The sequence below is a fragment of the Sorangium sp. So ce726 genome (genome assembly GCF_051521405.1).
GTDB lineage: Bacteria > Myxococcota_A > Polyangia > Polyangiales > Polyangiaceae > Sorangium.
The window spans coordinates 6,799,442-6,823,022 of sequence record NZ_CP150349.1 but is presented as its reverse complement, the minus strand read 5'-3'; the positions used below and the strand labels follow the sequence as shown (position 1 = coordinate 6,823,022).

The window sequence follows — 23,581 nt, the reverse complement described above, 5'->3', positions numbered from 1 at the left end:
CTCAGTGCTTCTCCTTGTGGCGGAGCTCGTGGTTCAGCTCCTTGACCTCGGCCACCGGCACGAAGGGGAAGAGGCGGAGGAAGATCAGGAAGAGCAGCAGGAAGAAGCTGATCGTCCCGGCGAACATCGAGATATCGACCCACGTCGGGTGGTAGGCGTGCCACGCCGACGGGATGAACTCGCGCTGCAGCGACAGGACGATGATCACGAACCGCTCGGACCACATCCCGACGTTCACGAGGATCGAGATGATCCAGAGCACGATCATGTTCCTCCGCACCTTCGGGAACCAGAGCAGCTGGGGGACGAGCACGTTGCAGATCATCTGCGCCCAGAAGACAGCGGCGTTCGGTCCCGTGGGGCGCGCGACGAAGAACTGGTAGATCTCGGCCTCCGATGCGCTGTACCAGGCGGCGAAGAGCTCGATGATGTACGAGTAGATGACGATCCAGGCGGTGACGAGCGTCATCTTGCTCAGGTTGTCGATGTGCCGCTGGGTGACGACGTTCCCGAGGTGGAAGATCCGACGCGCCGGGATGAGCAGCGTCAGCACCATCGCGAAGCCGGAGAAGATGGCCCCGGCGACGAAGAACGGGGGGAAGATCGTCGCGTGCCAGCCCGGCACGAGCGCCATGGCGAAATCGGTGCTCACGATCGAGTGCACCGAGAGCACGAGCGGCGTCGCGAGCCCGGCGAGCAGCCCGTAGAGGAGCCGGTAGTGGCGGTACGAAGACGCGGAGCCGCGCCAGCCGAGCGACAGGACACCGTAGATGATCCGGCGGCGGCGGTCGGGGGCGCGGTCGCGGAGCGACGCGAAGTCGGGGACGAGCCCGACGTACCAGAAGACGAGAGAGACCGTGAAGTACGTGAAGATGGCCGCCGCGTCCCACGGGAGCGCGCTCTTGAACTGGGGCCAGGTCTTCAGCGTCGAGGGGTAGGGGACGAGCCAGTAGGCGAACCACGGCCGGCCGAGGTGCAGGAGCGGATAGAGGCCCGCCTGCATGACGGCGAAGAGGGTCATCGCCTCGGCGAACCGGTTGATGCTCGTGCGCCAGCGCTGCTCCAGGAGCAGCAGGATGGCGGAGATGAACGTCCCCGCGTGGCCGATGCCGACCCAGAACACGAAGTTGATGATCCCGAACGCCCAGCCCACCGGGATGTTGTTCCCCCAGACCCCGATGCCGGTGGTGATGGTGTAGAGGATGGAGATCGCGAGCAGGACCGTCCCGGCGCCGGTGAGGGTGAACGCCGCCCACCACAGCCTGGATCGCGGCTTCCAGACGACCGACAGGAGCTCTTCGGAGAGCGCCTCGTCGGTGGGTCGCCCGAGGAGGAGAGGCTCCGTCACGGCTCTTCGATCTCCGGGTTCTTGTTGTTGATGCGCGCGAGGTACATGGTCCTCGGTCGGGTGCCCAGCTCGTGGAGCACCGCGTAGCTCCGCGGCTCGCCCCGCCATGCCACCATCGCTGTCTCTTCGTGCGTGAGGGAGCCGAACTGGATCGCCTGCGTCGGACAGGCCTGCTGGCAGGCGGTGACGACCTCTCCCGGGCGGATCAGGCGGTCTTCCACCCGCGCGGCGATCTCCGCGCGGCGAATCCGCTGGACGCAGTACGTGCACTTCTCCATGACGCCGCGCTCCCGCACGGTCACGTCGGGGTTGCGCTGGAGCCTCGAGAGCCCGGTGTTGTACCCGCGGAGCTCGCCGTAATCGAACCAGTTGAAGCGGCGGACCTTGTACGGGCAGTTGTTCGAGCAGAACCGCGTCCCGACGCAGCGGTTGTAGGTCATCTCGTTGAGCCCGTCGGGGCTGTGCGTCGTCGCGTTCACGGGGCACACGTACTCGCACGGCGCCTTCTCGCAGTGCTGGCACATCATGGGCTGATGGACGACGGCCGGGTCGCGCGGGTCGTTCGATGCGTACGAGTCGATGCGGAGCCAGTGCATCTCACGGCTGTTGAGGACCTCCTCCTTGCCGACCACAGGGACGTTGTTCTCGGCCTGGCACGCGACGACGCACGCGCTGCAGCCGGTGCAGATCGTGAGATCGATCGACATGGCCCATTGCTCCTTCAGCGGGCCGGGGGCAACCGCGGGCATGAGGGACGGCTGGGGCCCCTTCAGCGCCTCCGTGAAGCCGGGGTGCTCGCGGTAGACGGCGAGGGGGACCGAGAGCGCGACCGGGCGCCCCTCCAGGCTCCAGTGCAACTGCGTCCGGGCGAGCTTGTGCTTCTGGTCGGGCCGCTTGGTCACCGAGACGCCCGCCGCGAAGAACGGCGCGGCCGCGGTGCGGAGCCGGTACGCGTCGGACCCCACCCCGGCGGCGATCGACTCGGCGCCGCTCCGCCCGTAACCGAGCTTGAGCGACACCGTCCTGTCGGCGTGCCCCGGCGCGACGAGGACCGGTATCGATATCTTCCGCCCCCCGAGCTCGAGTTCGACGACATCCTCGCTCTCGACGCCGAGCGCCTTCGCGGTCTCCGGGCTGAGCAGCGCGGCGTTGTCCCAGGTGAGCTTGGTGATGGGATCCGGCAGCTCGAGCAACCACGGGTTGTTGGCGAACCGGCCGTCATAGACGCTGGCGTCGACCGAGAAGGCGACCTCGATGGCCTCCGCCGGCGGCGGGGCCGCCGCCGCGAGCTTCGCGAGCGCCGCGATCACGCCGTCGAGCCGCAGCGAGGCATTCTCACGCGGGGCCGCGGTGCCCTCGACGAGCCCGCGCCGGAGCGCGTCCTCCCAGAACGCGTCGAAATCGGCGCCGCCGCGGCGCGCGGCCCAGGCGTCGCGCAGGAGCTCTCGCGCGCTCTTCTGCGGCTCGCCCGCGAACACCGCCAGCACCTCGGAGGCGGTCTTGCCCTGGAAGAGCGGCTCGATGAGCGGCTGGACCAGCGAGGTCGTGCCGTCGTACGCGCGCGCGTCCCCCCAGGCCTCGAGATCGTGCGCGGCGGGCACGAACCAGTCGCAGCCCGCGGCGGTCTCGTCCTCGTAGAGACCGAGGTAGACGCGGCTCGGGACGGAGCGGAGCAGCGCCGCGAGCTCGAGATCCGCGGGCGCGGTGTACGCCACGTTGTTCTCGAGGAGCACGAGGGTGTCGACGGCGCCGCGGCGGATCTCCTCGGCGAGCGCCGTGAGGTCCTGCTCGGCGGCGCCGGCCGTGATCAAGGTCCCCGCGGTGGTCCACGCCGCGCGGTCGTTGCGGAGCGCTGCGTTCATGAGGTGCGCGAGCGCGTGCACCGCCGGAGGCTGCCGCTCCCCCGCGACGACGACGCTCGCGATGCCGCCGCGCGCGAGGTCGCGCGCGAGCGCCCGGACGAAGCGCCTCTCCGCCTCGCTGATCCGCGCCCGGAGCGGCTCGAGCGCGCCGAGCGCCTGGGGAGGGATGAACCCTGGGCGCGCGCCCTCGGTGAGGAGCAGCTCGGCGGCGACCGCCGCGGCGATCGCCGCCACGTCGCTCGGCCGCTTGCGCAATCGGTGATCGGCGATGCTCCCCGTCGGGGTCAGCCCGGGCTCGATCACATAGAGTCGGTTCATGGTGCCCGTCGGCGAGCCGAGGCGCCTTCGCTCCGAGAACTGGCGCGCATACCGCGCGTGGAAAGGCATCGACGCGAGGAAGTCGGCGTCGAGCGCGAGGATGACGTCCGCCGTCCGGAAGTCGTACTGCGCCTGGAGCGGAGCGCCGAAGGCGAGCTCGGCCCCGCGCGCCGGGTGCGCCGACCTCGCGGGCGCGTGGAACGTGAACCGGGCGGCCGGATAACGCGCCTGGACGCGGCCGATGAGGTCGAGGAGGAGCGGAGAGCCGGTGGGCCGAAGGACGAACCGGAGCCCGGCGCCGCTGTCGCTCCGCGCGCCCCCGAACTGCTGGACGAACGCGTGCCACGTCGTCGGGTCCTGGCCGCGCCGCGCCGCGCGCGCGCGGTGTTGATCGTACAGGCCGAGCACCGACGCCTGCTCGTAGACGCCGGTCGAGCCGAGGCTCGCCGGGTGCTCCGGGTTGCCCTCGATCTTCGTCGGCCGCCCTTCGTGGCTCTCGACGAGGACGCCCGTGGCGAAGCCATCGAGCTCGAGGCTGGTGGCGTAATACCGGAGGACGCCCGGCGTCACCTCGGGCGGCGTCGTCACGTAAGGGACGATCTTGTCCGCTGCCCTCGATCGGCACCCGGACACGCCGGCGAGCGCCATGCTCGCGCCGAGGAGCTTGAGCCAGCTCCGCCGGCTCACCGCGGCGGGCTCGCCGCCGCCCCCCGGGAGCTCCCGCGCCGCGGCCTCGCGGAGCTCCGGTGACTCGAGGAGCTCCGCCAGGCTGCGCCAGTACGCTTTACCGGTCTTGCCGTCGAGCGCGGCGCTCCACGGGGTCTGTCTCTGATCAGCCATCGTCCCTCTTCAGGTCATCGGTGGATCGGCGCCGCCGCCGTGGCGGTGCTCCGCTGTTCGCCGCCTGTTGGCCCTCTGTCTCGCGTGCTCTCGCAGGCTCCCTTTGTGTCTCGCGTGGATCCCTCGTTTGCCACTCGCGCTGCGCCTGCGCGCTCACCTGTGGCAGGTCGAGCAGTGGACGAGGCTCCGCGCGCCGACCTCCTGCGCGATCTGCCGGCCGATCCGCTCCGCGTCGGGGCCGGGGTCCCAGTCCATGTCCACGATCGCGGAGAGCGGGCGGAGGTGACGCTCCGGCGCCCTGTGGCAGCCGAGGCACCAGCCCATCGTCATCGGCGTCGCCTGGCGGACGTCGGGCATCTGGTCCACGCGGCCGTGGCACGTCACGCAGCCGACGCCCTTGTTCACGTGGATCGCGTGGTTGAAATAGACGAAGTCGGGCACGTCGTTGACGCGGTTCCAGACGATCGGCGTGTCCGAGAAATAGCTGTTCCGGACGAGCTCGAGCTTGGGGCTCTGATTCCAGACCTGGCTGTGACAGCCCATGCAGTCCGCGGTCGACGGCATGCCCGCCGTGGCCGCCCGCTCGACCGAGTGATGGCAGAACCGGCAATCGATGGCGTCGTCCTGCACGTGGTGCCTGTGGTCGAACTGCACCGGCTGCTGCACGGGCAGGTTCTGCCCGGTGTTCCAATCCGAGCGCACGTAGATCATCGGCGCTGACACGGCCGCCGCGCCGCCGAGGAAGACGGCGGCGATGGCGAGTCGGAAAGCGGTGTTGCTCCAGCGCGGAAAAACGGATGCCATGCTCTCGTGTGCTCGGCCTCGCTCGAAGTGCGGCGATGGGGCCAGCTCCATCGATATCGATGCGTGGATCGCAGGGCTCGTTTCGCGATCTCGCCACGCCCCGAACGCCGGCGTAGGCGCGTCAGGTGGGCCCGCAGCGGCGCCGTCCGGCGTGCGCGCGTGGCGGGCGCCCTCGATCGTGCGCGGGGCGCGCGGGGGCCTCCAACACCGGATCTTCGCCGCCCTGGGCTTCGATCTACGATATCGTCCGGCCATGAGGCCGTCGAGCTCTGCCCTGTCGCCCGTTCCGATCATCGCGCTTTCTCTGGCGGCCGAGCTCGCGTTCATCGCCTGCTCGCGCGAGGAGTCGATTTCTCCGCTGCCGCCCGGCACGACCGGCGGGGCCTCGTCGGTCGCAGCCGGCGGAGCGGGCGCGAGCGGGGGTGGCGGCAGCGGGGCTGGCGCGAGTGGGGGTGGCGGCGGCGGGGCTGGCGCGAGCGGGGGTGGCGGCGGCGGGGCTGGCGCGAGCGGCGCTGGCGGCAGCGGGGCTGGCGCGAGCGGGGTTGGCGGCAGCGGGGCTGGCGCGAGCGGCGCTGGCGGCAGCGGCGGGAGCGGCAGCGCCGCTGGCGGGAGCGGCGGCGGTGAGCCCGCTGAGGGATTCAGCTGCGCGCCGCCGAGCGAGGACGAGGGCGCGCTGAAGCTCACCACGCTCGTCTCCGGCCTCGATCACCCGCTCCTCGTGAAATCCGCGCCGGGCGACCCCACGCGGCTCTTCATCCTGACGCAGCCTGGTCAGATCCTCGTCCTCGACGATGGAGCGGTGGAGCCCAGGGTGTTTCTCGATATCCGGGATCGCGTCCTGTTCAATGACAACGGTGAGCGCGGCCTCCTCGGGCTCGCCTTCCACCCGGATTACGAGGACAGCGGTCGCTTCTTCGTCCACTACACGGACAAGGCGACGGGCGGCAACGCGCGTGTGGTCGAGTTCGCGCGGGGAGAGCGACCGGACGTGGCCAGTCCAGACCCGGTGGCCACGTACCTCGAGGTCGTGGATCTGCATCGGAACCACAACGGCGGTTCGCTCGAGTTCAGCCCGATCGACGGCTTCCTCTATCTCGGGCTCGGCGACGGCGGGGACAACAACGACGCCGGCCCCAACCATGCGGACATCGGCAATGGCCAGGCGCTCACGACGCTGCTCGGGAAGATCCTTCGCCTCGACGTCTCGACACACCCGTACAGCATCCCGGAAGGGAACATGACGGGCGAAGGCGTCCTGCCCGAGATCTGGGACTATGGCCTGCGGAACCCGTACCGCTTCAGCTTCGACGCGTGTACAGGCGATCTCTACATCGCGGACGTCGGCCAGCGCCTCTGGGAAGAGATCGATATCGAGCCGGCCGGGCAGGGACGGAAGAACTACGGCTGGCGCCGGATGGAGGGCGCGCACTGCTTCATTCCCGCGGAGAGCTGCGATCTCGACGGGACCATCACGCTCCCTGCCGTCGAGTACGGCCACGCCGGGCGGGTCATCGAGGATTGCTCGGTCACCGGCGGCTACGTCTACCGGGGCAGCAAGATCCCGTGGCTCCGGGGGAGCTACTTCTACGGTGATTACTGCAGCGGCAGGATCTGGACGCTCACCTACGAGGGCGGGGTGGCCTCCGCGCCCGTCGACCGAACGGACGACCTCGGATCGTTCGGCTTCAGCATATCCAGCTTCGGGCAGGACGGCGCTGGCGAGGTCTACGTGGTCGATCTCGGCGGTACCGTGTACCGCATCGATCCGGAGTGAGCGCTCACGGCCCCCTCGCTGCGCGCCGCGCCGGCGCAGCGCCGCGCGCGCCGGGCTGGCGCAGCGCTGTGCAGGCGCTCACATGGACCAGCGGAGCCCGGCGTAGCGCGGGCCGATGACGAGCTCGGGCGGCGGCGCCGGCGCGGAGGCGGCCTGCTTCTCGGGCTGCACTGGCACTTTGCGGCCGCCGATGATGGCGAGCGGGATGCCGACGCCGGCGAGGATGAGCCCGCTGACGACGAGCCCGACCCCGGCGCCATCCGTGTCCTCTTCCTCGTAGACGCTGGAGCTGTCGTACCCGCAGCTGTCGCCGGAGCACGAGGTGGTGGAGGCGATCACCAGGCCCCCGCCCAGGACGGCGACGGTGCCGAGGCTCGTCAGGACGATGCCTGTGACCATCATCCCCTTGCTGCGGCGCTTGGTCAGCGGCGCAGCCGGGGGGGGCGGCGCATACGCGGCGACCGGGGCGCCGCTCGCTCGCGGCGCGGCGGCGCCCGCTGGCGCCAGGGCGCTGCTCGGCGGGGGCGCGGCGGCGCCCGCAGGCGCGGGGGGGCCGCTCGGCGGGAGCGCGGCGTCGCGCGCCGGCGCGCCCGCGGGCAGCGGCGGGACGGCCAGCGTCTCCGAGGCGCCCGCCCGGGTGAGCTCCACGGACCTCGCGAACGGCGCTCGGCCGGCGGCGGAGGCCTCGACCGTGTGCTTCCCGGGATCCACGGGCACCGGCGTGCCCCACTGCGCGCGGCCCACGAGGGCGCCGTCGCGCTTCACCTGGAGGTCGGCCGGGGCGTCGGCCGGCGCCGTGATCGTCAGCCGGATGAGCCGCGGCTCGAGCGCGGCGGCGCGCTGCCGCGCGACCTTCTCGCGCTCCAGCTGGCCGGCGGCCTTCGAAGCGCCGGCCACCTCGAGGAACATCGACCAGGCGCTCGCCGTCCGGCCGAGCTGCTCGTAGCAGGCCGCGAGGTTGAACTGCGTGCCGATGCCTGGGTCGAGCCGCTGGCTCTCCTCGAGCTTGGGGCACGCGTCGGCGTATTTGCCTTGGGCCATCAGCTGCTTGGCCGCGTCGAACAGGGCCTGCGCGGCCGCCGTATCGGCCCTCGCGTCGCGGCCGCCCGAGAGGAGGGCGGCAAGGAACATCGCGAGCGCCAGCAGGCGCCCGAGGTGCTGCACGGGCAGGCTCGTCATGGTGGTGTCCTCACTTGCGATCGTCGAACAGGTTGCCGCCGGGCGGCGCAGCGGCCGGGGCGGCGGGCGGCCGGGTGGCCGGAGCCTGCTGCGTCGCGGCCGCGGGGCGCGGTGAAGTGCTCGGCCGGCGCGGCGCCGCGGGCTTGGCGCTGGCTGGCGCCGCGGGGGGGATCTCGGCCGGGCCCGGCGCCGCCGTGCGGTCGTCCGCTGGCGCGGGATCCGCCGGCGCGGGGGCCTCGGCGCTGCCGGGCGTGACGGTCGGCGAGAGCGACGCGGGCGCGGTCGGCGGCTGTGCCGCGGCGTCCGCCGGCGACGGCGCGGCCGAGGCGCTGGCGGATGGCTCGGTCGCTGCGCCGTCGCCGCGTGAGCGGGACGTCAGGAACGCGAAGACCGCCACCGCGGCGATCAGCGACACGCCGGCGCCGGCCGCGACGGCGAGCCCCACCGGCCGCTTTCGCGTCACGACCGTCCCGCTCCACGTCGGCGAGGTGTTCAGCGACGTGTTCACCACGGTCGGCGAGGTCACCCCGCTCGCCGAAGGGAGCTCCGGCCGCGGGGGCCCCGAGCTCCGCGAGATCCCGCTGATCCGGTCGATGGAGAGCCGGGCCCGCCCGGTCGCGAACGGCGCGAGCGCCTCGGCCAGCTCCCCGACGTGGCGGAACCGCTGCTCCGGCAGCTTCTCCAGGCACTTGCGGATCACCGCCTCGAGCGCTGGGGGCACGTCGGAGCGGAACGCGGCGAGGGGGCTCGGGATCCCCTGCATGATCGCCACGCAGAGCTGCGGCATCGTCGCGCCGTCGAACGGCGGCGCGCCGGTGAGCAGCTCGAACAGGATGACGCCGAGCGACCAGATGTCGGTGCGCGCATCGACGTCGCGCGAGGACTTGAGCTGCTCGGGCGACATGTAGAGCGGCGACCCCATGATGGCCTTCGTGTCGGTGATCCGCGGGTCGGAGCCGCCGCTCACCACCTTCGAGATCCCGAAGTCGAGCACCTTCACGCACGGGGAGCTGTCCGCGCGCCGCGTGAGGAACAGGTTCGCGGGCTTGAGGTCGCGGTGGATGATGCCCGCGGCGTGCGCCTCGGCGAGCGCCTCGCAGGCCTGGAGGACGTACTCGACGGCCGCCTGCGGGGTCATCGGTCCGCCCGCGCGGAGCGCGTCGGCGAGGTCGCTGCCCGACAGGTACTCCATCACCATGTACGGCGTGCCGGAGTCGAGCGTCCCGACGTCCGTCACGCGCGCCACGTGCTCGCTTTTGACCTTCACCGCGGCGCGCGCCTCGCGCACGAAGCGCTCGGCGAGCGTGCGGGACTTCGCCGCCTCGGGCAGGAGCAGCTTGATCGCGACCCGCTCCTCCAGCTGGAGGTGGGTCGCGGCGACGACGACGCCCATGCCGCCGGCGCCGATCACCCGCTCGACGCGGTACTTCTCGGCGATGACCTGCCCCGGTCGCACCAGCCCTTCGGCTTCGTCGTGTGTCGGCGCGGTGGTCGTCATGGCTCGGTCCCTTCGCGCGCCGGACCGCGGATCCCGTGAACAGCGCGATCTTCGCGGAAAATCCGGTGCAAAGCCAGCCCACGATAGCCGCCGGACGGACGGCAATCAATCTCGGGGCTGGGCTCCGTCGCGCCGGCGCGGCCCGCGCGCCGTCGGGTTCGTGCCATCGCCAGCGCGCCGCTGCGCCCGTGCCAACGCGCCACCGCACCCGTGCCCGCGCGCCGTGGCGTCCCCACGGTCCCTCCCGGCCGACCGCCAGGACGCTTCCCCCGGCCGTGAATCCGGGAGAACATCGCTCACCTCATGGAGCACGGTTACCCCGGCGGCGCCAGTGAGCGGCGCCAGCGGATCCTCGAGGCGACAGAGCGGCTCCTCCGCCGGTACGGGCCTGCCAAGACCACCGTCGCCGATATCGCGCGCGAGGCCGAGATCGCGGTCGGCGCCGTGTACCTGGAGTTCGCCTCGAAGGACGCCATCGTCGAGGAGCTCTCCCAGGGCGAGCACCGCGCCGTCATGGCCGCGATGCGCGCCGCCGCGGCCGGGGACGACGTGCCCTTTTGCGACCGGCTGCGGGCGGTGTTCGACGCCCGCGCGCGCGCTTTCCTGGAGCTCGCCGGCTCGGGCGCGCACGCGTGCGATCTCGTGCATTGCCAGAGCCGCGCGGTGAAGGCCGCGCACGCCCGCTTCCTCGACGAGGAGCGGGCGCTCCTCCGCGATCTCGTCGCGCGCGGCGCCTGCGCCGGCGAGCTCGACGCCGCCGACCCTGAGCTCACGGCGCGCGCCCTCCTGCGCGCCTATGCGAGCTTCGCTCCTCCGTGGCTGTTCCAGGGCTCCCGCGAAGAGGTCGAGTCCATGCTGTCCGCGGTCCACCGGATCGTCCTTTACGGCCTCGTCGGCCGCGGGCCTGTCCGCAAGCCGGGGGGCTGACGCCGCGCCGTCACATCCCCGCTCGCGGGCCACCTTGCCTGTCGGCGGCGGCCCTCACGCATCGATGGAGAGCCGTTCTCCTCGGAGGGGAGGGATCGTGCGACGCGGGCGGGCGGCGGCGGCTCAGCCGCCGGGCCTGCGCAGGCTCGCGGCCTCGGATACGCCCCAGTCCCTGAAGGCGGCCACCGGCTTTCGCCGCAGGCTCGCGCGCGTGCTCACGAGGTAGTAGGCGAGGCCCGTCGGCAGCGCCGGGAGCCTGGGAAAGAGCAGCACCAGGCGGCCGAGCTCGAGCTCGGCGGCCGCGAGCGACCAGCGCACGAGCGCCACCCCCTGACCACGCACCGCCGCGTCCACCAGCATCGACGAGTCGGTGAGCTGGGTCTGGCGCACCCGGGCCGGCAGGCGGCGCGAGCGCTCGCGAAACCAGCGGCCCCAGGCGTCGGGGTGGTCGTCCCCGAGCAACACCTCGTGGCTCAGGTCCTCGACGCGCCAGCGCGCGCGCTTGCTCGCGACGCTCGGCGCGGCGGCCACGATCAGGGCGTCGTCCGCCAGCTTGACGGTGACCAGGCCCGGGTAGCTGCCGAGGCCATAACGAATGCCGATGTCCACCGGCTCTCTCGCGAGATCGACGAGGCGTTCGGTGGCGGAGATGCGCACGTCCACCTCCGGGTGGCTCACAAGGAACTGCCCGAGCCGCGGCACGAGCCAGCGCGCCCCGAACGACGGCGTGACGCTGACCGATACGGCGGGCCGCGCGTCCACGGCGGGCCGCCGCAGGCGGGCGTTCGCCTCACGCAGCCTGGCGAACACGACGCCCAGCTCCGCAGCCCAGCGCTCGCCGTCCTCCGTCAGGCTGATGCCGTGGGGCGAGCGCCGAAACAGCGCCGTCTCCAGCGTGTCCTCGAGGGCGCGGATCTGGTGGCTGACGGCTGTCTGGGTCACGCCCAGCTCGCGCGCTGCGTGGGTGACGCTCGAATGGCGCGCCGCGGCCTCGAACGCCTGCAGGGCGGTGAGGGACGGCAGCGGCGGAGGGCGATCCCCCGGGGCGGGGCTGGTCATGAGAATTTCTCATGGTTCATGGAAAACATTCGTTCGCTCGTCCTGGTGCGCCGGGGTATCCCGGGAGCCATGAAGCTCTACCGACTCCGATATAGCCCGTTCGCCCGCAAAGTTCAGATGCTGCTCGACCTGCTGGGTCGCCCGTACGAGCTGGTCGAGGTGCCGTACGATGATCGCGACGAGCTGGCCCGCGTGACCGGCGGCTATATCTACGTGCCCGTGCTCGTCGGCGACGACGGCCGGGTGACGGTCGAGTCGCGGCGGATCTGCGAGCTCCTGCTCGAGGACCCTGCCGCCCGGCGCTTGACGTTGGACGTCCTCGAGGGCCCGGTCTGGGCGTACGCGGACTTCTGCGACGGACCGCTCGAGGACGTGCTGTTTCGAGTCGCGTCGCCGCGCATCCGCGACGCCTGGGAGCGGCCGGGTCAGCGCGCCCTGTACACGCTGATCAAGGAGCGCAAGTTCGGCGCCGGCTGTATCGAGCAGTGGGAGCGCGACACCCCGGCGCTGCTCGAGCGCGCGAAAACCCTGCTCGCGCCGACCGTCCGGACGCTGAAGCGAGCGCCGTTCCTGTTCGGCGAGGCCCCGAGCCTCGCGGACGCGGCGCTTTACGGCAACCTGGCGATGTTGTTCGAAGCGGACCGGGCGCTGCCTGGAGCGCTGGCGGCGGAGCTGCCGGGGTACATCTCCCGGCTCGAGCGGCTCATCCCGTCGCGGTGAGCCTGGGCTCCCCCGCTGCGCTCATTGCCCCGCTTCGCAGAATTCACCAATTCGGCGGTCAGGAGCGGGGCTGTGGGGAGGGGAGCGCGCAACTTGACGAGACGCACGATGGGGCGCGCTTCGAGCTCAGGGCTCTGCGCGCCCGGGGAGCGCCCCGCGGCTCAGATGCAGACGCCCTCGACGCACTCGCTGCCGCTCGGGCAGTCGCAGTTCGCCTCGCAGGAGATGGCCGGCTCCGGCGGGGGCGCGCAATAGCCACCCTCGCACGACTCGCCCTCGGGGCACTCGCACGAGGCCGCGCACGGCGTCTTGCAGGTCCCTTCGACACACGCATCGCCGCTCGGGCAGTCGCACGCCGCCTCGCAGGCGCCCGGGACTGGTGAGCTCTCGCCGCCGCCGCTCGCGCTGCTCTCGCCGCCGCTGCTCGCGCTGCTTTCGCCGCCGCTGCTGCTCGCACCGTCCTCACCGTCGGGTTCCTCGGTGTCCTCGTCCGGATCCGGGCGCTCGAAGTCGGGAGCGTCGGGTGCGTCGATACAGTCATCGTCCCAGTCGCAGTCCTCGCCAGTCTCGATGTAACAACCGACCGTCGTCATCGAGAAGAAGGACAAAGAGAGACCGAGACCCCACTCGAAGGCCGTGCGCATGCTCATGTGTCATCACTCCTGATCAGCGATGGATCCAGGGCAGCGGCGCGGCTCGTCGGCGCGGCGCCCTCTGCCCACTCGGAGCTGCGTGCCCGCTGCTGCGCGCTCCGTTCAACGGGTCGCGCGCCTGCGCACGATCTCGACGGCCGCCGGTCCGGAGCTCCCGGGCGGCGGGATGGACCCCGGCGGTCGATCGCGCCCCTTGCCCGTCGATTTCAGCCGTCCGGACCCCGGCGGTCGATTTTGTGGACCGGGGTTGAACGTTCCGGACCCCTCCGGGCACGAAACCGACGCGCCGACCATGAACGCTCTCTTCCACGCCGGGCACGACGGGGTGTGCCTCATGTCGACCCGGGCTCTCCGACGCTTGTTGATGGCAAACGGGCGACGCCGCCGAGCGCGTTCGGGTGTAACGATGATGGCGCAGGGATGGACCGAGATGGGACGGAGCGAGCAGCGGGTTTTCCGGGCGCAGAGCCGCCCGACGCCGACGAGCCCCCGCGCGCCGGGGAGAGGTGGCGCCCGATGAAGACCATGGCGCTCCTCATGCCGTTCTTCTTCTCCCGCGGCGCCGAGCGCGCGCAGGACGAGGAAGAGGACCTCGTAGAGCGGCTGCGGCGCGGGGATGCCGCGGCGGTCGGGGAGGCGTACGACAGGCACTACGGCGCGGTGCGCGGGTTCGCCCGCCGCCTCACCGGCGACGACGCGTCCGCCGAGGACCTGGCCCACGACGTCTTCATCAGCCTGCCGCAGGCCGCGCAGCGGTTCCGCGGCGGCTCGTCGCTCAAGACGTTCCTTATCGCGATCGCGGTCAATCATGCCCGCCACCACCTCCGCTCGGCGGCGCGGCGCCGCGCGGCCATGGAGCGGCTCGCCCTGGAGCCGGACGAGGACCACGCGTCGAGCCCCGAGCGGGAAGCCGGCCGCGCCGCGCTCGCCCAGGCCCTGAACCGCGCCCTCGACGCGCTGCCGACGGCGCAGCGCGTGGCGTTCGTGCTCTGCGAGGTCGAGGAGCGCAGCGCGCGAGAGGCGTCCGAGATCACGGGCGTGCCCGAGGCCACCGTGCGCACGCGGCTGTTCCACGCCAAGCAGAAGCTCCGGACGCTGCTGGAAGAGAGGGCGCCGTGAAGGAGAAGGACGACGTGCTCCGCGATGCCGCGCGAGCGCTGCGCGCAGAGGCAGACGGGTCGCGCGGCCGCCGCGACGAGACGCGCGCCCGCGTGATGAGGAGCCTGAAGGCCCAGCGCGCCCGCCGCCTCGCGATGGTCCGCGTGGTGGTCCCGCTGGCCGCCGTGCTCGTCGGATCGGTCGCGTGGGCCTCGGCCGCGCGCTGGTTCCCCGGCGGCTGGGACGACGTCGCGTCGCGGCTCGGGCTGCGCGTCTCCGAGGCGCCCACCATGCCGCCCGCGCCGCCGCCGCAGCGCGCGCTGTCCGGGCCGCGGCACGCGGCCGAGGCGCCCGCACCGCCGGAGGTCGAGGCGCCCGCGCCGCCGGCGGCCGAGGCGAGCGCGGAGGCGGTCGCGCCGGAGCCGCCGCCGCTGCCTGCGCCGATCGCGGAGCCCCCGATCGCCCCTGCGCCGCCGCGCGCGCAGGTGCTGGCGGTCGCGCCGGTCCGGTCGGCCTCGCGCCCGGTCGCGGCCGTCGCGCCGAGCGCCGCGCGCCAGCCGACCGCGCCGCGGCCGGCTGCGGGTGATCCGCAGGCCGTCGGGCGCCCGCCGGCCGGCCCCGACGCGGACGCGCTCTATCAGGCGGCGCACCGCGCGCACTTCGTCGAGCGCAACCCGACGGCCGCGCTCGACGCATGGAACGCGTACCTGGCCGCCGCCCCGCGCGGCCGCTTCGCCGTGGAGGCCCAGTACAACCGCGCCCTCTGCCTGGTGCGCCTCGGCCGCACGGACGAGGCGAGGCGAGCGCTCGAGCCGTTCGCGCAGGGCACCTTCGGTGGCTACCGGCAGACCGAGTCGCGCTCGCTGCTCGAGGCGATGGGAAGCGCGGACGAGTGAACGTCGCGGCGCGTGAACGAACGCGCTGCGAGCGGGCACAGCACGGTCGATGAACACACCCGCCCTCGCACCTCTCCCCGCGCCGCCGCGGGGCTCGCCGCGCCGCGATCGGAAGACGTCCGCGCGCGGCGCAGGCCTCCGCGCGGGCGTCCTCCTTCTGCACACGCTCGCGGCCGCGGGCGCCCTCGCCGCGGTCATCGCGCCTCCCGCGCGTGCCCTCGCCGAGGAGCCGAGCGCCGCGGGCGTCGATCTCGTCGTCGACGGCGCGCCGTGGACGCTCGATCCCGACGCGGTGCGCGCCGCCATCGGGCGCGAGCTCGGCGCCGACGTCACGCTGGCCCGCGCGGCGACCGCCGGGCGCTCCACGCTCGTCCTCCGCGGCGAGCCCGACGGCCGCGTCACGCTGAGCCACAGCGCCGCGGACGGCCGCCGCATCGAGCGCACCATCGACGTCCCCCAGGATCCCGACCGCGCCGCCGAGGCGATCGCCTTGCTCGCGGGCAACCTCGTCCGGGACGAGGCCGCGGAGCTCGCCGCGGCGCTCGGCAAGCGCCCGCCCGAGGCGCCGGCGGCGGCGCAGCCAGCGCCCGCGGCGCCCCCCGCGCCGCCCGCCGCCGGCAGGCCGGCGCCGCCTCCCCGCGCCGCGCGCCCCGCGAAGGACGCGCGCCCCGCCCCCGCGCCACCGGAGCCGCCTCGGTGCGTGTCCCCCGGCGCGACGACCGTCCTCTTCGGCGCCGACGTCCTCCCCCTCGTCGGCTCCTCGACCTCCACCGGCACGAACGTGGTCCGCCACTACTCGCTGAGCCTCATCGCCGGGTACACGGCGGGCACCACGGGCATCGAGCTCAGCGCGGGCGCCAGCATCTCCTCGTCGTTCCTGTGCGGGGCGCAGCTCTCGACCGCGGCCAACCTCGTGTTCGGTCCGGCGCGCGGCGTGCAGGTCACGAGCGGCGTCAACCTCGTCGGCTCGCTCCAGGGCGCGCAGATCGGCGCGGTCAACGCCGCCATCGGCCCGGTCGCGGGCGCGCAGGTCGGCGTGCTCAACGCCGCCGGCCAGGTCGACGGCGCCCAGGTGGGCGTGGCCAACCTCGCCGTGGGAGCGTCGATGGATCTTCAGGTCGGCGTGGCCAACGTCGCGGTGAGCAAGGCGACCGACGTTCAGATCGGCGTGGCCAACGTCGCCGTGGGCGAGGCGACGGACGTGCAGCTCAGCCTGGTCAACGTCGCCGCCGGCGGGTCGGTCGACCTGCAGGCCGGCCTGACCAACGTGGCCGCGGGCGAGTCGACGGACGTGCAGATCGGGCTCCTCAACGTCGCCACCGGCAAGGTGGGGGGCGCTCAGATAGGCCTCGTCAACTACGCCGACGACTCGCCGTTCTCGCTCGGGTTGTTCAACTTCATCCGCAAGGGCCGCCTGCACGTGGACGTCTGGGGGCTCGAGTCCGGCATCGTGGTGGCCGGCGTCAAGCACGGGAGCGACCACTTCCACAACATCTACGGGATCGGCCTTCGCACGATCGGCAACCGCCCTCTCCTGGTCTCCGCGCTCGGCCTGGGCGGCCGCGTCTCCATCCACCAGCGCGTCTATGTCGACCTCGACGTGCTCGGGTACACGCTCCACGAGCCCTCGACGCTCGAGTCCGCGGCCACGCTCGCGCAGGCGCGCGCGCTCCTCGGCTTCCGCCTCTTCCCGGAGCTCGCGATCTTCGGGGGCCCCAGCTTCAACGTCTCGTTCAGCGACACCCCGAAGGACGCCCAGCTGAGCCCCTACGGCAGCGCCTCCCTCGGCTCCGACGGCGCCAGCAGCACCGAGCGCGTCTGGCCTGGCCTCGTGCTCGGCGTACAGGCGTTCTGATCCAGCCGTCGCGCTCGCCGGGGGGGCGGGTTGACGGGCGCGTGAACGAATTTACTTTTCGTTCATCGATTCATGGAGCTCGCCCGAGCGGTTGCTCGCGGCGGTCTACGTGAGCCCATCCGCGCGCCGCGCTGCCCTGACGGGCGGAGGCGCGGCGCGCTGTCCACGCAGTCCACCGAACCTTCCACCGATCCGGCAGGGATGGCGCGAGCCGACCGCTGCCACAGGAGTTCGCATGAGCCAGCTTCGCAGCGGCGCCAGCGCGCCTCGTTCTCCCTTTCCCCTGCTCCCGCTCCGCACCGGCGTCCTCTTTCCCGGCACCGTGCTCACGCTCCCGGTCGGGCGCCCCCGCTCGGTGGCGCTGCTCAACGCCGTCCACGCCGGCGACGTGATCGGCGTCATCGCGCAGCGCGATCCGAAGCGCGAGGATCCGCGGCGCGAGGACCTCCACGACATCGGCACGTTTGCCCGGGTCGTCGACATCTCGCGCGTCTCGAACGGCTACCGGCTGGTGATCGAGGGGCTCGATCGCTTCGCGCTCTCGGCCCTGGTCGAGAGCGAGCCGACGTGGCGGGCCGAGGGCACCCTCGCGCCTGAGTTCCTCGGCGACGCCGAGGAGGCGCGCCTGCTCGCGGCGTCGCTGCGCGAGCGCGCCCGCGAGGTCGGCCCGAAGACGGGGACGAACCTCGCCGAGATCGCCGCGACGAGCCGGGCGGAGCCGGGCGTCTTCGCGGATCAGGTCGCCGGCGCGCTCGGCCTGCCCACCGAGAAGGAGATGGAGGTGCTCTCCGAGCTCCGCGTGGTGCCGCGGCTCCAGCGGGTCGCCGGCCTGCTCGCCGAGGCGTCCGCGCTGGCGGACCTGAAGAAGAAGATCGACGGCGACGTGCGGCGCGAGCTCGGCAAGGGCCAGCGCGAGGCGATCCTCCGCGAGCAGCTCCGGGCCATCCAGAAGGAGCTCGCGGGCGGCGAGGAGGGCGAGGACGAGCTGTCGGCCCTCCGGCGGCGCCTCGACGAGGCCGAGCTCTCCGAGGAGGCGCGCGCGGTCGCCGATCGGGAGCTCCGCCGGCTCGAGTCGGTCGGCCCGCAGAGCGCGGAGCACAACGTGATCCGCACGTACCTCGAGTGGATCGCGGACCTGCCGTGGAGCGCGAGGGCGGAGGTGAAGGACGACCTCGACGCCGTGAAGGCGAAGCTCGACGAGGATCACCGCGGCCTCGACGACGTGAAGCGCCGCATCCTGGAGCACATGGCGGTGCTCAAGCTGACCGGGAAGGCGCGCGCGACGATCCTGTGCTTCGCGGGCCCGCCCGGCGTGGGCAAGACCTCGCTCGGCCAGTCGATCGCCGACGCCACGGGCCGCCCGTTCGTGCGCATCTCGCTCGGCGGCGTGCACGACGAGGCGGAGCTGCGCGGCCACCGGAGGACGTACGTCGGCGCGCTGCCCGGCCGGATCGTGCACGCGCTGAAGAAGGCCAAGGTGAAGAACCCGATCGTGCTCCTCGACGAGGTCGACAAGCTCGGCGCGGGGTGGCGGGGCTCGCCCGAGGCGGCGCTGCTGGAGGTGCTCGATCCGGAGCAGAACCGGACGTTCGTCGACCACTACCTGGAGCTCCCGTTCGATCTGTCGGAGGTCGTCTTCCTCTGCACGGTGAACGATCTCGGCGCGCTCTCGGCGCCGCTCCGGGACCGGCTCGAGGTCATCGAGCTGTCCGGCTACACGCCGGACGAGAAGATCGCGATCGCGCGGTCGCACCTCGTCCCGAAGCAGCTCAAGGAGCACGCGATCGACCCGGGGTCGCTGTCGATCACGGACGAGGCGCTCGCGGCGATCGTGCGCGACTACACGCGCGAGGCCGGGGTGCGGCAGCTCGGCCGCGAGATCAAGAAGCTCTGCCGGGCGGTGGCGCTGGAGATCGCGCGCGCGGCGGACGGCAAGGCGCCGCGGGTGGTGGTCGAGGCGGGCGATCTCGGGACGTACCTTGGCAAGGTCCGGTTCTTCAGCGACGTGGCGGAGCGGACGAGCGTCGCTGGTGTTGCGACCGGGCTCGCCTGGACGCCGGTGGGCGGGGACATCCTGTTCATCGAGACGTCGCGGATGCCGGGGAAGGGGAGGGTCGAGATCACGGGCCAGCTCGGCGACGTGATGAAGGAGTCGGCGAAGGCGGCGCTCACCTACGTGCGCAGCCACGCGGTCGAGCTCGGCGTCGACACGGCGAAGCTCGAGGCGGAGGACCTGCACATCCACGTCCCTGCGGGCGGCGTGCCCAAGGACGGGCCGTCCGCGGGCGTGACGATGTTCACGGCGCTGACGTCGCTCCTCTCCGGGAGGCGGGTGCGCTCGGACACGGCGATGACGGGCGAGTGCACGCTGCGCGGGCGGGTGCTGCCGGTCGGCGGGATCAAGTCCAAGGTGCTCGCGGCGCACCGCGCCGGGATCACGCGGGTCATCCTGCCGCAGAAGAACGCGCGCGACGCCGAGGAGATCCCGAAGGAGGTGCGGGCCAAGCTGGAGCTCATCTTCGTCGAGGACATGAGCCAGGTGATCGCGGCGGCGCTGGAGGAGGCGCCTATCGAGGCCGCGGGCACGGGCGGCGCGGCGGGGGCGGCGGCTGGAGAGCCGGCGGCGGCCGCGTAGCGGAGAGGGGCTGAGCCGAGCCGCCGCGCCGGCGGGGGGCTGTGCGCGGCGGCGCGCGGGTGGGCGCTCGGCCATCCGCCAAGACGGGGGCGGGGGAGCTTGCGCATGAACCACCGCCCGGCATGTCTCACTTCGGGCCATGCCTTCTGAGACGTTCCGTCGCGCGCCACACAAGGCGCGCCTGGGACGTGGAGCCTCCTGAGAGGTTATGGCACCTCGTTCGGTGCTCGCCGCGCCCACCCGCGCGCCGCCGCGCACAGCCCCCCGCCGGCGCTCACGTGGTTTTGGGGGAATTGGGGGAACCGGTCGAAGGGCGCCGGTTCATGACGTCGGCGCGAGCGCGGCGAGGGCGGCTTCGACGGCGAGCGACTTGACCTTCTCCATCGGTACGTCGGTGAACTCGATGACGCAGTCGGAGAGGCCGCCGATGGCGACCACGGCGCGGGCGCGGGCGGCGAGGGAGGGGCGGGGACCGATGAGAAGGCGCATCAGGCGGCGGCGCCACTCGATCATGCGCATGCCAAGGTCGAGGTAGGCGAGCGTGGCGAGGTCGCGGACCACCATCGTGAGGGTGTCACGGTGGCGGTGCAGGAGATCGAAGTAGTCGGCGAGCAGGACGCGCGGGTCAGGCTGCGGGCCGCCCTCGCGCTCGGCGACGAACGTGTCCATCTCCGCGAGCAGCGGTTCGACGATGCTGGCGACCAGCGATTCGCGCGAGTCGAAGTGGTAGTAGAGCGCGGGCTTGGTGATGCCGAGGTGATCGGCGATCTCGCGCAGGCTGGTCCGCTGGACTCCCTGGCGCGCGAACAGCTCGCGCGCCACCGCCTGGATTCGCGCCTTGGTGTCGGAGGGCCGGGCTCGGGGCACCCGCGCAGCGTAGCCGCTTACTTACCGTTCGGTAAGCCTTGTGCGAGGCGGGGCCGCGTGCTTACCTATCGGTAAGTAAGGAGGGGCTCATGGAGATCCTCATTTCGGGGGCCAGCATCGCCGGTCCGGTGCTGGCCTACTGGCTCAAGCGGCACGGGTTTCGGCCCACGGTGGTGGAGCGCGCGCCGACGCTGCGCAAGACGGGCGGCCACGCGGTCGACCTGTTTCGGCCAGCGATGGACATCATCGAGCGGATGGGTGTGCTGGCGCGGGTCGAGGCCAAGAAGACCGGCACCGAGCGCATGACGCTGCTGCGCGAGGGGGTGCAGGGGCAGGTCGACATCGACGTCGGACGGTTGATGCACGCGGTGTCCGACCGCCACGTCGAGATCATGCGCGACGATCTCAGCGAGATCCTCCACGACGCGACCCGGGGCGACGTCGAGTACGTGTTCGGCGACTCGATCGCGTCGCTCGCCGAGGATAAGGCCGGGGTCGACGTGACGTTCGAGCGCGGCGCGCCGCGGCGCTTCGATCTGGTGATCGGCGCCGACGGGCTGCACTCGAACGTGCGGCGGCTGGTGTTCGGCGAGGAGCGGCAGTTCGCCCGCTTCATCGGCGCTTACCTCGCGGTGATCTCGATCCCCAACGATTGGCAGCTGCACGACCACGCGATCGTGCTCGGCGGGGTCGGGCGGATGGCGGCGATCTACGGCTCGCACACGATCGACGACGCGCGCGCGGTGTTCCTGTTCCGCAGCCCTCGGGAGCTCGATGTCCACCACCGGGACGTCGCGCGGCAGAAGCAGTTGCTGCGCGAGGCGTTCGCCGGGGCCGGCTGGGAGGTGCCGCGGCTGATGGGCGAGCTCGATCGGACCCCGGCGTTCTACTTCGACTCGATCACGCAGCTGCGCATGGACTCGTGGTCACGCGGGCGCGTCACGCTGACGGGTGATGCCGGCTATTCGCCGGGGCCGGCGGTCGGTGGCAGCACCAGCCTCGCGGTGGTCGGCGCCTATATCCTCGCCGGCGAGCTGGCCGCGGCCGGCGGCGACCACGCGCGCGCGTTCCAGGCCTGCGAGCGCAAGCTGGCCGACTACGTGCGCCGCAGCCGGGTGTTCGCGCTGAACGCCGCCAGGCGCCTGGTCCCGGGCAGCCAGTTCGAGCTGTGGGCGCTGGCGCAGGTTGGCCGCCTGGTCAGCGTGGTGCCGCGCGGGGTGTCGCGCGCGCTGGCCAAGCTGAGCAGCCACGGGGTCCGGCTGCACGACTCGATCGCGCTCAAGGAATACGCGCGCGCGCCGACGGCGGTCCGCCAGTCGGCTGTCTTCGCGGACAGGCTGTGATGTTGGCGGATCCTGGTGCGCCGCTCCGCGGCGTCGAGCTGAGCCGAGCCGAGCCGCCGCGCCGGCGGGGGGCTGTGCGCGGCGGCGCGCGGGCGGGCGCTCGGCCATCCGCCAAGACGGGGACGGGGGAGCTTGCGCTGAGAACACCGCCCGGCATGTCTCACTTCGGGCCATGCCTTCTGAGACGTCTCGTCGCGCGCCACACAAGGCGCGCCTGGGACGTAGAGCCAGCTGGGACCTTATGGCACCTCGTTCGGTGCTCGCCGCGCCCACCCGCGCGCCGCCGCGCACAGCCCCCCGCCGGCGCTCCCGTTGTCTTGTGGGACCGTTCACCGATACGCGTCGAGCTGCCGGGGGCGCAGGCCTGAGATGTCCAGGCCTGCCGAGCCTGCGCCGGTTTGAGGGGAGATGCACCGGTTTGATCTGAGCCGAAAAATCCAGGTTGCGCATGCCGAGCTCGCCGGTAGATGCTCGGCGCGCCGAGGCATCGTGTTGCAGCGGGACCCCAGGTCGCGCGCCTCGGCATCCTCAATCCAGCGTTGCCCGCCCGCTACCTCGTCGTGGAGGTGATCCATGTCCGACGACCGTCTTACCGCCGTTGAGCTCGGCGAGATCTGGGCGGTGCTGTCCCCCGAGGAGCGCGCTGAAGGCGTCGAGCACCTCGATCGGGGCGAGGCGCACAGCTTCTTTCTCGGCCTCTCGGAGCAGGAGCAGGCGGCCGTCCTCCGTGCGATGAAGGCCGGTGAGCGGAGGCTCTGGATGCGGCTGCTCGCGCCCGACGACGCCGCGGACGTGATCCAGCTCGTTCCGCAGGAAGTCCGCGCCTCGCTCCTGGAGACGCTGGACGAGCCGACGCGGCGCGAGGTCGCGGCGCTCATGGCGTACGCCGAGGACGCGGCCGGCGGGCTCATGAGCCCGCGGTTCGCGCGGCTGCGGCCCGACATGAGGGTCGGCGAGGCCATCGGGTACCTCCGGCGGCAGGCCCAGGAGAAGCTCGAGACCATCTACTACGCGTACGTGCTCGACCAGGAGCAGCGGCTCCTGGGCGTGGTGTCCTTTCGGGACCTCATCACCGCGCGCAGCGACAAGGCTCTTTGCGAGGTCATGCGGCGGGACATCATCTCGGTGCCCGATACGCTGGACCAGGAGGCGGTCGCGCGCGTCATCGCGCGCCATGACCTCAACGCGATCCCGGTCGTCGACGCCGAGGGCCGGATGAAGGGCATCGTGACCGTCGACGACATCGTCGACGTCGTCCAGAGCGCGGCGACCGAGGACATCCAGAAGCTCGGCGGCATGGAGGCGCTCGACACGCCCTACATGCAGACCGGCATGGTCGCCCTGGTGAAGAAGCGCGCCGGCTGGCTCTCGGCGCTCTTCCTCGGCGAGATGCTGACCGCGAGCGCGATGGGACATTACGAGGACGAGATCGCGAGGGCGGTCGTGCTCGCGCTCTTCGTGCCGCTCATCATCTCGAGCGGCGGCAACTCCGGGTCTCAGGCGACGACGCTGATCATCCGCGCGATGGCGCTCGGCGAGGTCACGATCAAGGACTGGTGGAGCATCGTCCGCCGCGAGCTCACCGCCGGCCTCTCGCTCGGCCTCATCCTCGCCACGATCGGCATGATTCGCATCCTCGTGTGGCAGGCGCTCTTCCACACGTACGGGGAGCATTACATCGAGGTGGCCGTCACCGTCGCGGCGAGCCTGGTCGGCATCGTCGCCTGGGGGACGCTCGCCGGCGCGATGCTGCCCTTCGTGATCCGCCGGCTAGGATTCGACCCGGCCAGCGCATCCGCGCCGTTCGTCGCGACCCTCGTCGACGTCTCCGGGCTCATGATCTACTTCAACGTCGCGCAGATCGTCCTCCAGGGGAGCCTGCTGTGACGCCGCGGAGAAGCTCAT

Annotated in this window: 17 protein-coding genes; 9 read left to right on the top strand and 8 right to left on the bottom strand. The window is 72.4% G+C overall.

Going from position 1 to position 23,581, the window contains the following annotated elements; translation table 11 throughout:
- Position 1: 1 nt before the first annotated feature.
- The 3 genes from nrfD to WME79_RS25390 form a co-directional block, all read right to left on the bottom strand.
- Entirely contained in the window at positions 2–1,348 is a 1,347-nt protein-coding gene (nrfD, locus tag WME79_RS25400; RefSeq protein ID WP_437519853.1) for an NrfD/PsrC family molybdoenzyme membrane anchor subunit, read from the bottom strand.
- Complete coding sequence (locus WME79_RS25395) at positions 1,345–4,368, bottom strand: TAT-variant-translocated molybdopterin oxidoreductase (protein ID WP_437519851.1); 3,024 nt, start codon at positions 4,366–4,368, stop codon at positions 1,345–1,347. The genes nrfD and WME79_RS25395 overlap by 4 nt, the downstream gene beginning before the upstream one ends.
- A gap of 153 nt (positions 4,369–4,521) precedes the next feature.
- Entirely contained in the window at positions 4,522–5,172 is a 651-nt protein-coding gene (locus WME79_RS25390; RefSeq protein ID WP_437519849.1) for a cytochrome c3 family protein, read from the bottom strand.
- 253 nt (positions 5,173–5,425) lie between these two features.
- Here WME79_RS25390 and WME79_RS25385 point away from each other — a divergent pair, with 253 nt between their 5' ends.
- On the top strand, positions 5,426–6,946 hold the full coding sequence (locus WME79_RS25385; RefSeq protein WP_437519847.1) for a PQQ-dependent sugar dehydrogenase: 1,521 nt from the start codon (positions 5,426–5,428) through the stop codon (positions 6,944–6,946).
- A 78-nt stretch (positions 6,947–7,024) separates the two neighbouring features.
- Here WME79_RS25385 and WME79_RS25380 read toward each other — a convergent pair whose 3' ends face one another.
- Both WME79_RS25380 and WME79_RS25375 read right to left on the bottom strand, forming a co-directional pair.
- Entirely contained in the window at positions 7,025–8,125 is a 1,101-nt protein-coding gene (locus tag WME79_RS25380) for a hypothetical protein (protein WP_437519845.1), read from the bottom strand.
- A gap of 10 nt (positions 8,126–8,135) precedes the next feature.
- On the bottom strand, positions 8,136–9,623 hold the full coding sequence (locus tag WME79_RS25375; RefSeq protein ID WP_437519844.1) for a serine/threonine-protein kinase: 1,488 nt from the start codon (positions 9,621–9,623) through the stop codon (positions 8,136–8,138).
- Positions 9,624–9,926: 303 nt separating this feature from the next.
- Between WME79_RS25375 and WME79_RS25370 the strand changes: the two genes are divergently transcribed.
- On the top strand, positions 9,927–10,550 hold the full coding sequence (locus tag WME79_RS25370) for a TetR/AcrR family transcriptional regulator (RefSeq protein WP_437519842.1): 624 nt from the start codon (positions 9,927–9,929) through the stop codon (positions 10,548–10,550).
- A 123-nt stretch (positions 10,551–10,673) separates the two neighbouring features.
- On the opposite strand, the gene gcvA is transcribed toward WME79_RS25370, so the two are convergent.
- Positions 10,674–11,609, bottom strand: coding sequence for a transcriptional regulator GcvA (gcvA, locus tag WME79_RS25365; protein WP_437519840.1), 936 nt, complete (start codon positions 11,607–11,609; stop codon positions 10,674–10,676).
- Positions 11,610–11,627: 18 nt separating this feature from the next.
- Between gcvA and WME79_RS25360 the strand changes: the two genes are divergently transcribed.
- The gene (locus WME79_RS25360) at positions 11,628–12,329 is read left to right on the top strand and encodes a glutathione S-transferase family protein (RefSeq protein ID WP_437519838.1); all 702 of its coding nucleotides are present in this window, start codon (positions 11,628–11,630) and stop codon (positions 12,327–12,329) included.
- Between the two features lie 161 nt (positions 12,330–12,490).
- Here the strand turns inward: WME79_RS25360 and WME79_RS25355 are convergent, their stop codons facing one another.
- Positions 12,491–12,979, bottom strand: coding sequence for a hypothetical protein (locus WME79_RS25355; RefSeq protein WP_437519836.1), 489 nt, complete (start codon positions 12,977–12,979; stop codon positions 12,491–12,493).
- A gap of 519 nt (positions 12,980–13,498) precedes the next feature.
- Between WME79_RS25355 and WME79_RS25350 the strand changes: the two genes are divergently transcribed.
- The 4 genes from WME79_RS25350 (at position 13,499) to lon (ending at position 19,466) form a co-directional block, all read left to right on the top strand.
- Positions 13,499–14,101: an RNA polymerase sigma factor gene (locus tag WME79_RS25350; RefSeq protein WP_437519834.1), complete on the top strand. Its 603-nt coding sequence runs from the start codon at positions 13,499–13,501 to the stop codon at positions 14,099–14,101.
- Positions 14,098–14,976 carry a tetratricopeptide repeat protein gene (locus tag WME79_RS25345; RefSeq protein WP_437519832.1) on the top strand — a complete coding sequence of 293 codons (879 nt, stop codon included), beginning with the start codon at positions 14,098–14,100 and terminating at the stop codon, positions 14,974–14,976. The genes WME79_RS25350 and WME79_RS25345 overlap by 4 nt, the downstream gene beginning before the upstream one ends.
- A gap of 49 nt (positions 14,977–15,025) precedes the next feature.
- On the top strand, positions 15,026–16,831 hold the full coding sequence (locus tag WME79_RS25340) for an LA_2272 family surface repeat-containing protein (protein ID WP_437519830.1): 1,806 nt from the start codon (positions 15,026–15,028) through the stop codon (positions 16,829–16,831).
- A gap of 235 nt (positions 16,832–17,066) precedes the next feature.
- Complete coding sequence (gene lon, locus WME79_RS25335) at positions 17,067–19,466, top strand: endopeptidase La (RefSeq protein ID WP_437519828.1); 2,400 nt, start codon at positions 17,067–17,069, stop codon at positions 19,464–19,466.
- A 321-nt stretch (positions 19,467–19,787) separates the two neighbouring features.
- Here lon and WME79_RS25330 read toward each other — a convergent pair whose 3' ends face one another.
- On the bottom strand, positions 19,788–20,333 hold the full coding sequence (locus tag WME79_RS25330) for a TetR/AcrR family transcriptional regulator (protein WP_437519826.1): 546 nt from the start codon (positions 20,331–20,333) through the stop codon (positions 19,788–19,790).
- 89 nt (positions 20,334–20,422) lie between these two features.
- On the opposite strand from WME79_RS25330, the gene WME79_RS25325 reads away from it, so the two are divergent.
- Both WME79_RS25325 and mgtE read left to right on the top strand, forming a co-directional pair.
- Positions 20,423–21,676 (top strand): FAD-dependent monooxygenase, encoded by a 1,254-nt coding sequence (locus WME79_RS25325; protein WP_437539943.1) that lies wholly within the window; start codon positions 20,423–20,425, stop codon positions 21,674–21,676.
- Positions 21,677–22,249: 573 nt separating this feature from the next.
- On the top strand, positions 22,250–23,563 hold the full coding sequence (mgtE, locus tag WME79_RS25320) for a magnesium transporter (protein WP_437519824.1): 1,314 nt from the start codon (positions 22,250–22,252) through the stop codon (positions 23,561–23,563).
- The last annotated feature ends 18 nt before the right edge of the window (positions 23,564–23,581 follow it).

Coding starts and splice junctions, on each gene's coding strand:
- WME79_RS25395 (WP_437519851.1), bottom strand. CDS start 4,368: ATGGCTGATCAGAGACAGACCCCGTGGAGCGCCGCGCTCGACGGCAAG.
- WME79_RS25390 (WP_437519849.1), bottom strand. CDS start 5,172: ATGGCATCCGTTTTTCCGCGCTGGAGCAACACCGCTTTCCGACTCGCC.
- WME79_RS25385 (WP_437519847.1), top strand. CDS start 5,426: ATGAGGCCGTCGAGCTCTGCCCTGTCGCCCGTTCCGATCATCGCGCTT.
- WME79_RS25380 (WP_437519845.1), bottom strand. CDS start 8,125: ATGACGAGCCTGCCCGTGCAGCACCTCGGGCGCCTGCTGGCGCTCGCG.
- WME79_RS25375 (WP_437519844.1), bottom strand. CDS start 9,623: ATGACGACCACCGCGCCGACACACGACGAAGCCGAAGGGCTGGTGCGA.
- WME79_RS25370 (WP_437519842.1), top strand. CDS start 9,927: ATGGAGCACGGTTACCCCGGCGGCGCCAGTGAGCGGCGCCAGCGGATC.
- gcvA (WP_437519840.1), bottom strand. CDS start 11,609: ATGACCAGCCCCGCCCCGGGGGATCGCCCTCCGCCGCTGCCGTCCCTC.
- WME79_RS25360 (WP_437519838.1), top strand. CDS start 11,628: ATGGAAAACATTCGTTCGCTCGTCCTGGTGCGCCGGGGTATCCCGGGA.
- WME79_RS25355 (WP_437519836.1), bottom strand. CDS start 12,979: ATGAGCATGCGCACGGCCTTCGAGTGGGGTCTCGGTCTCTCTTTGTCC.
- WME79_RS25350 (WP_437519834.1), top strand. CDS start 13,499: ATGAAGACCATGGCGCTCCTCATGCCGTTCTTCTTCTCCCGCGGCGCC.
- WME79_RS25340 (WP_437519830.1), top strand. CDS start 15,026: ATGAACACACCCGCCCTCGCACCTCTCCCCGCGCCGCCGCGGGGCTCG.
- lon (WP_437519828.1), top strand. CDS start 17,067: ATGAGCCAGCTTCGCAGCGGCGCCAGCGCGCCTCGTTCTCCCTTTCCC.
- WME79_RS25325 (WP_437539943.1), top strand. CDS start 20,423: ATGGAGATCCTCATTTCGGGGGCCAGCATCGCCGGTCCGGTGCTGGCC.
- mgtE (WP_437519824.1), top strand. CDS start 22,250: ATGTCCGACGACCGTCTTACCGCCGTTGAGCTCGGCGAGATCTGGGCG.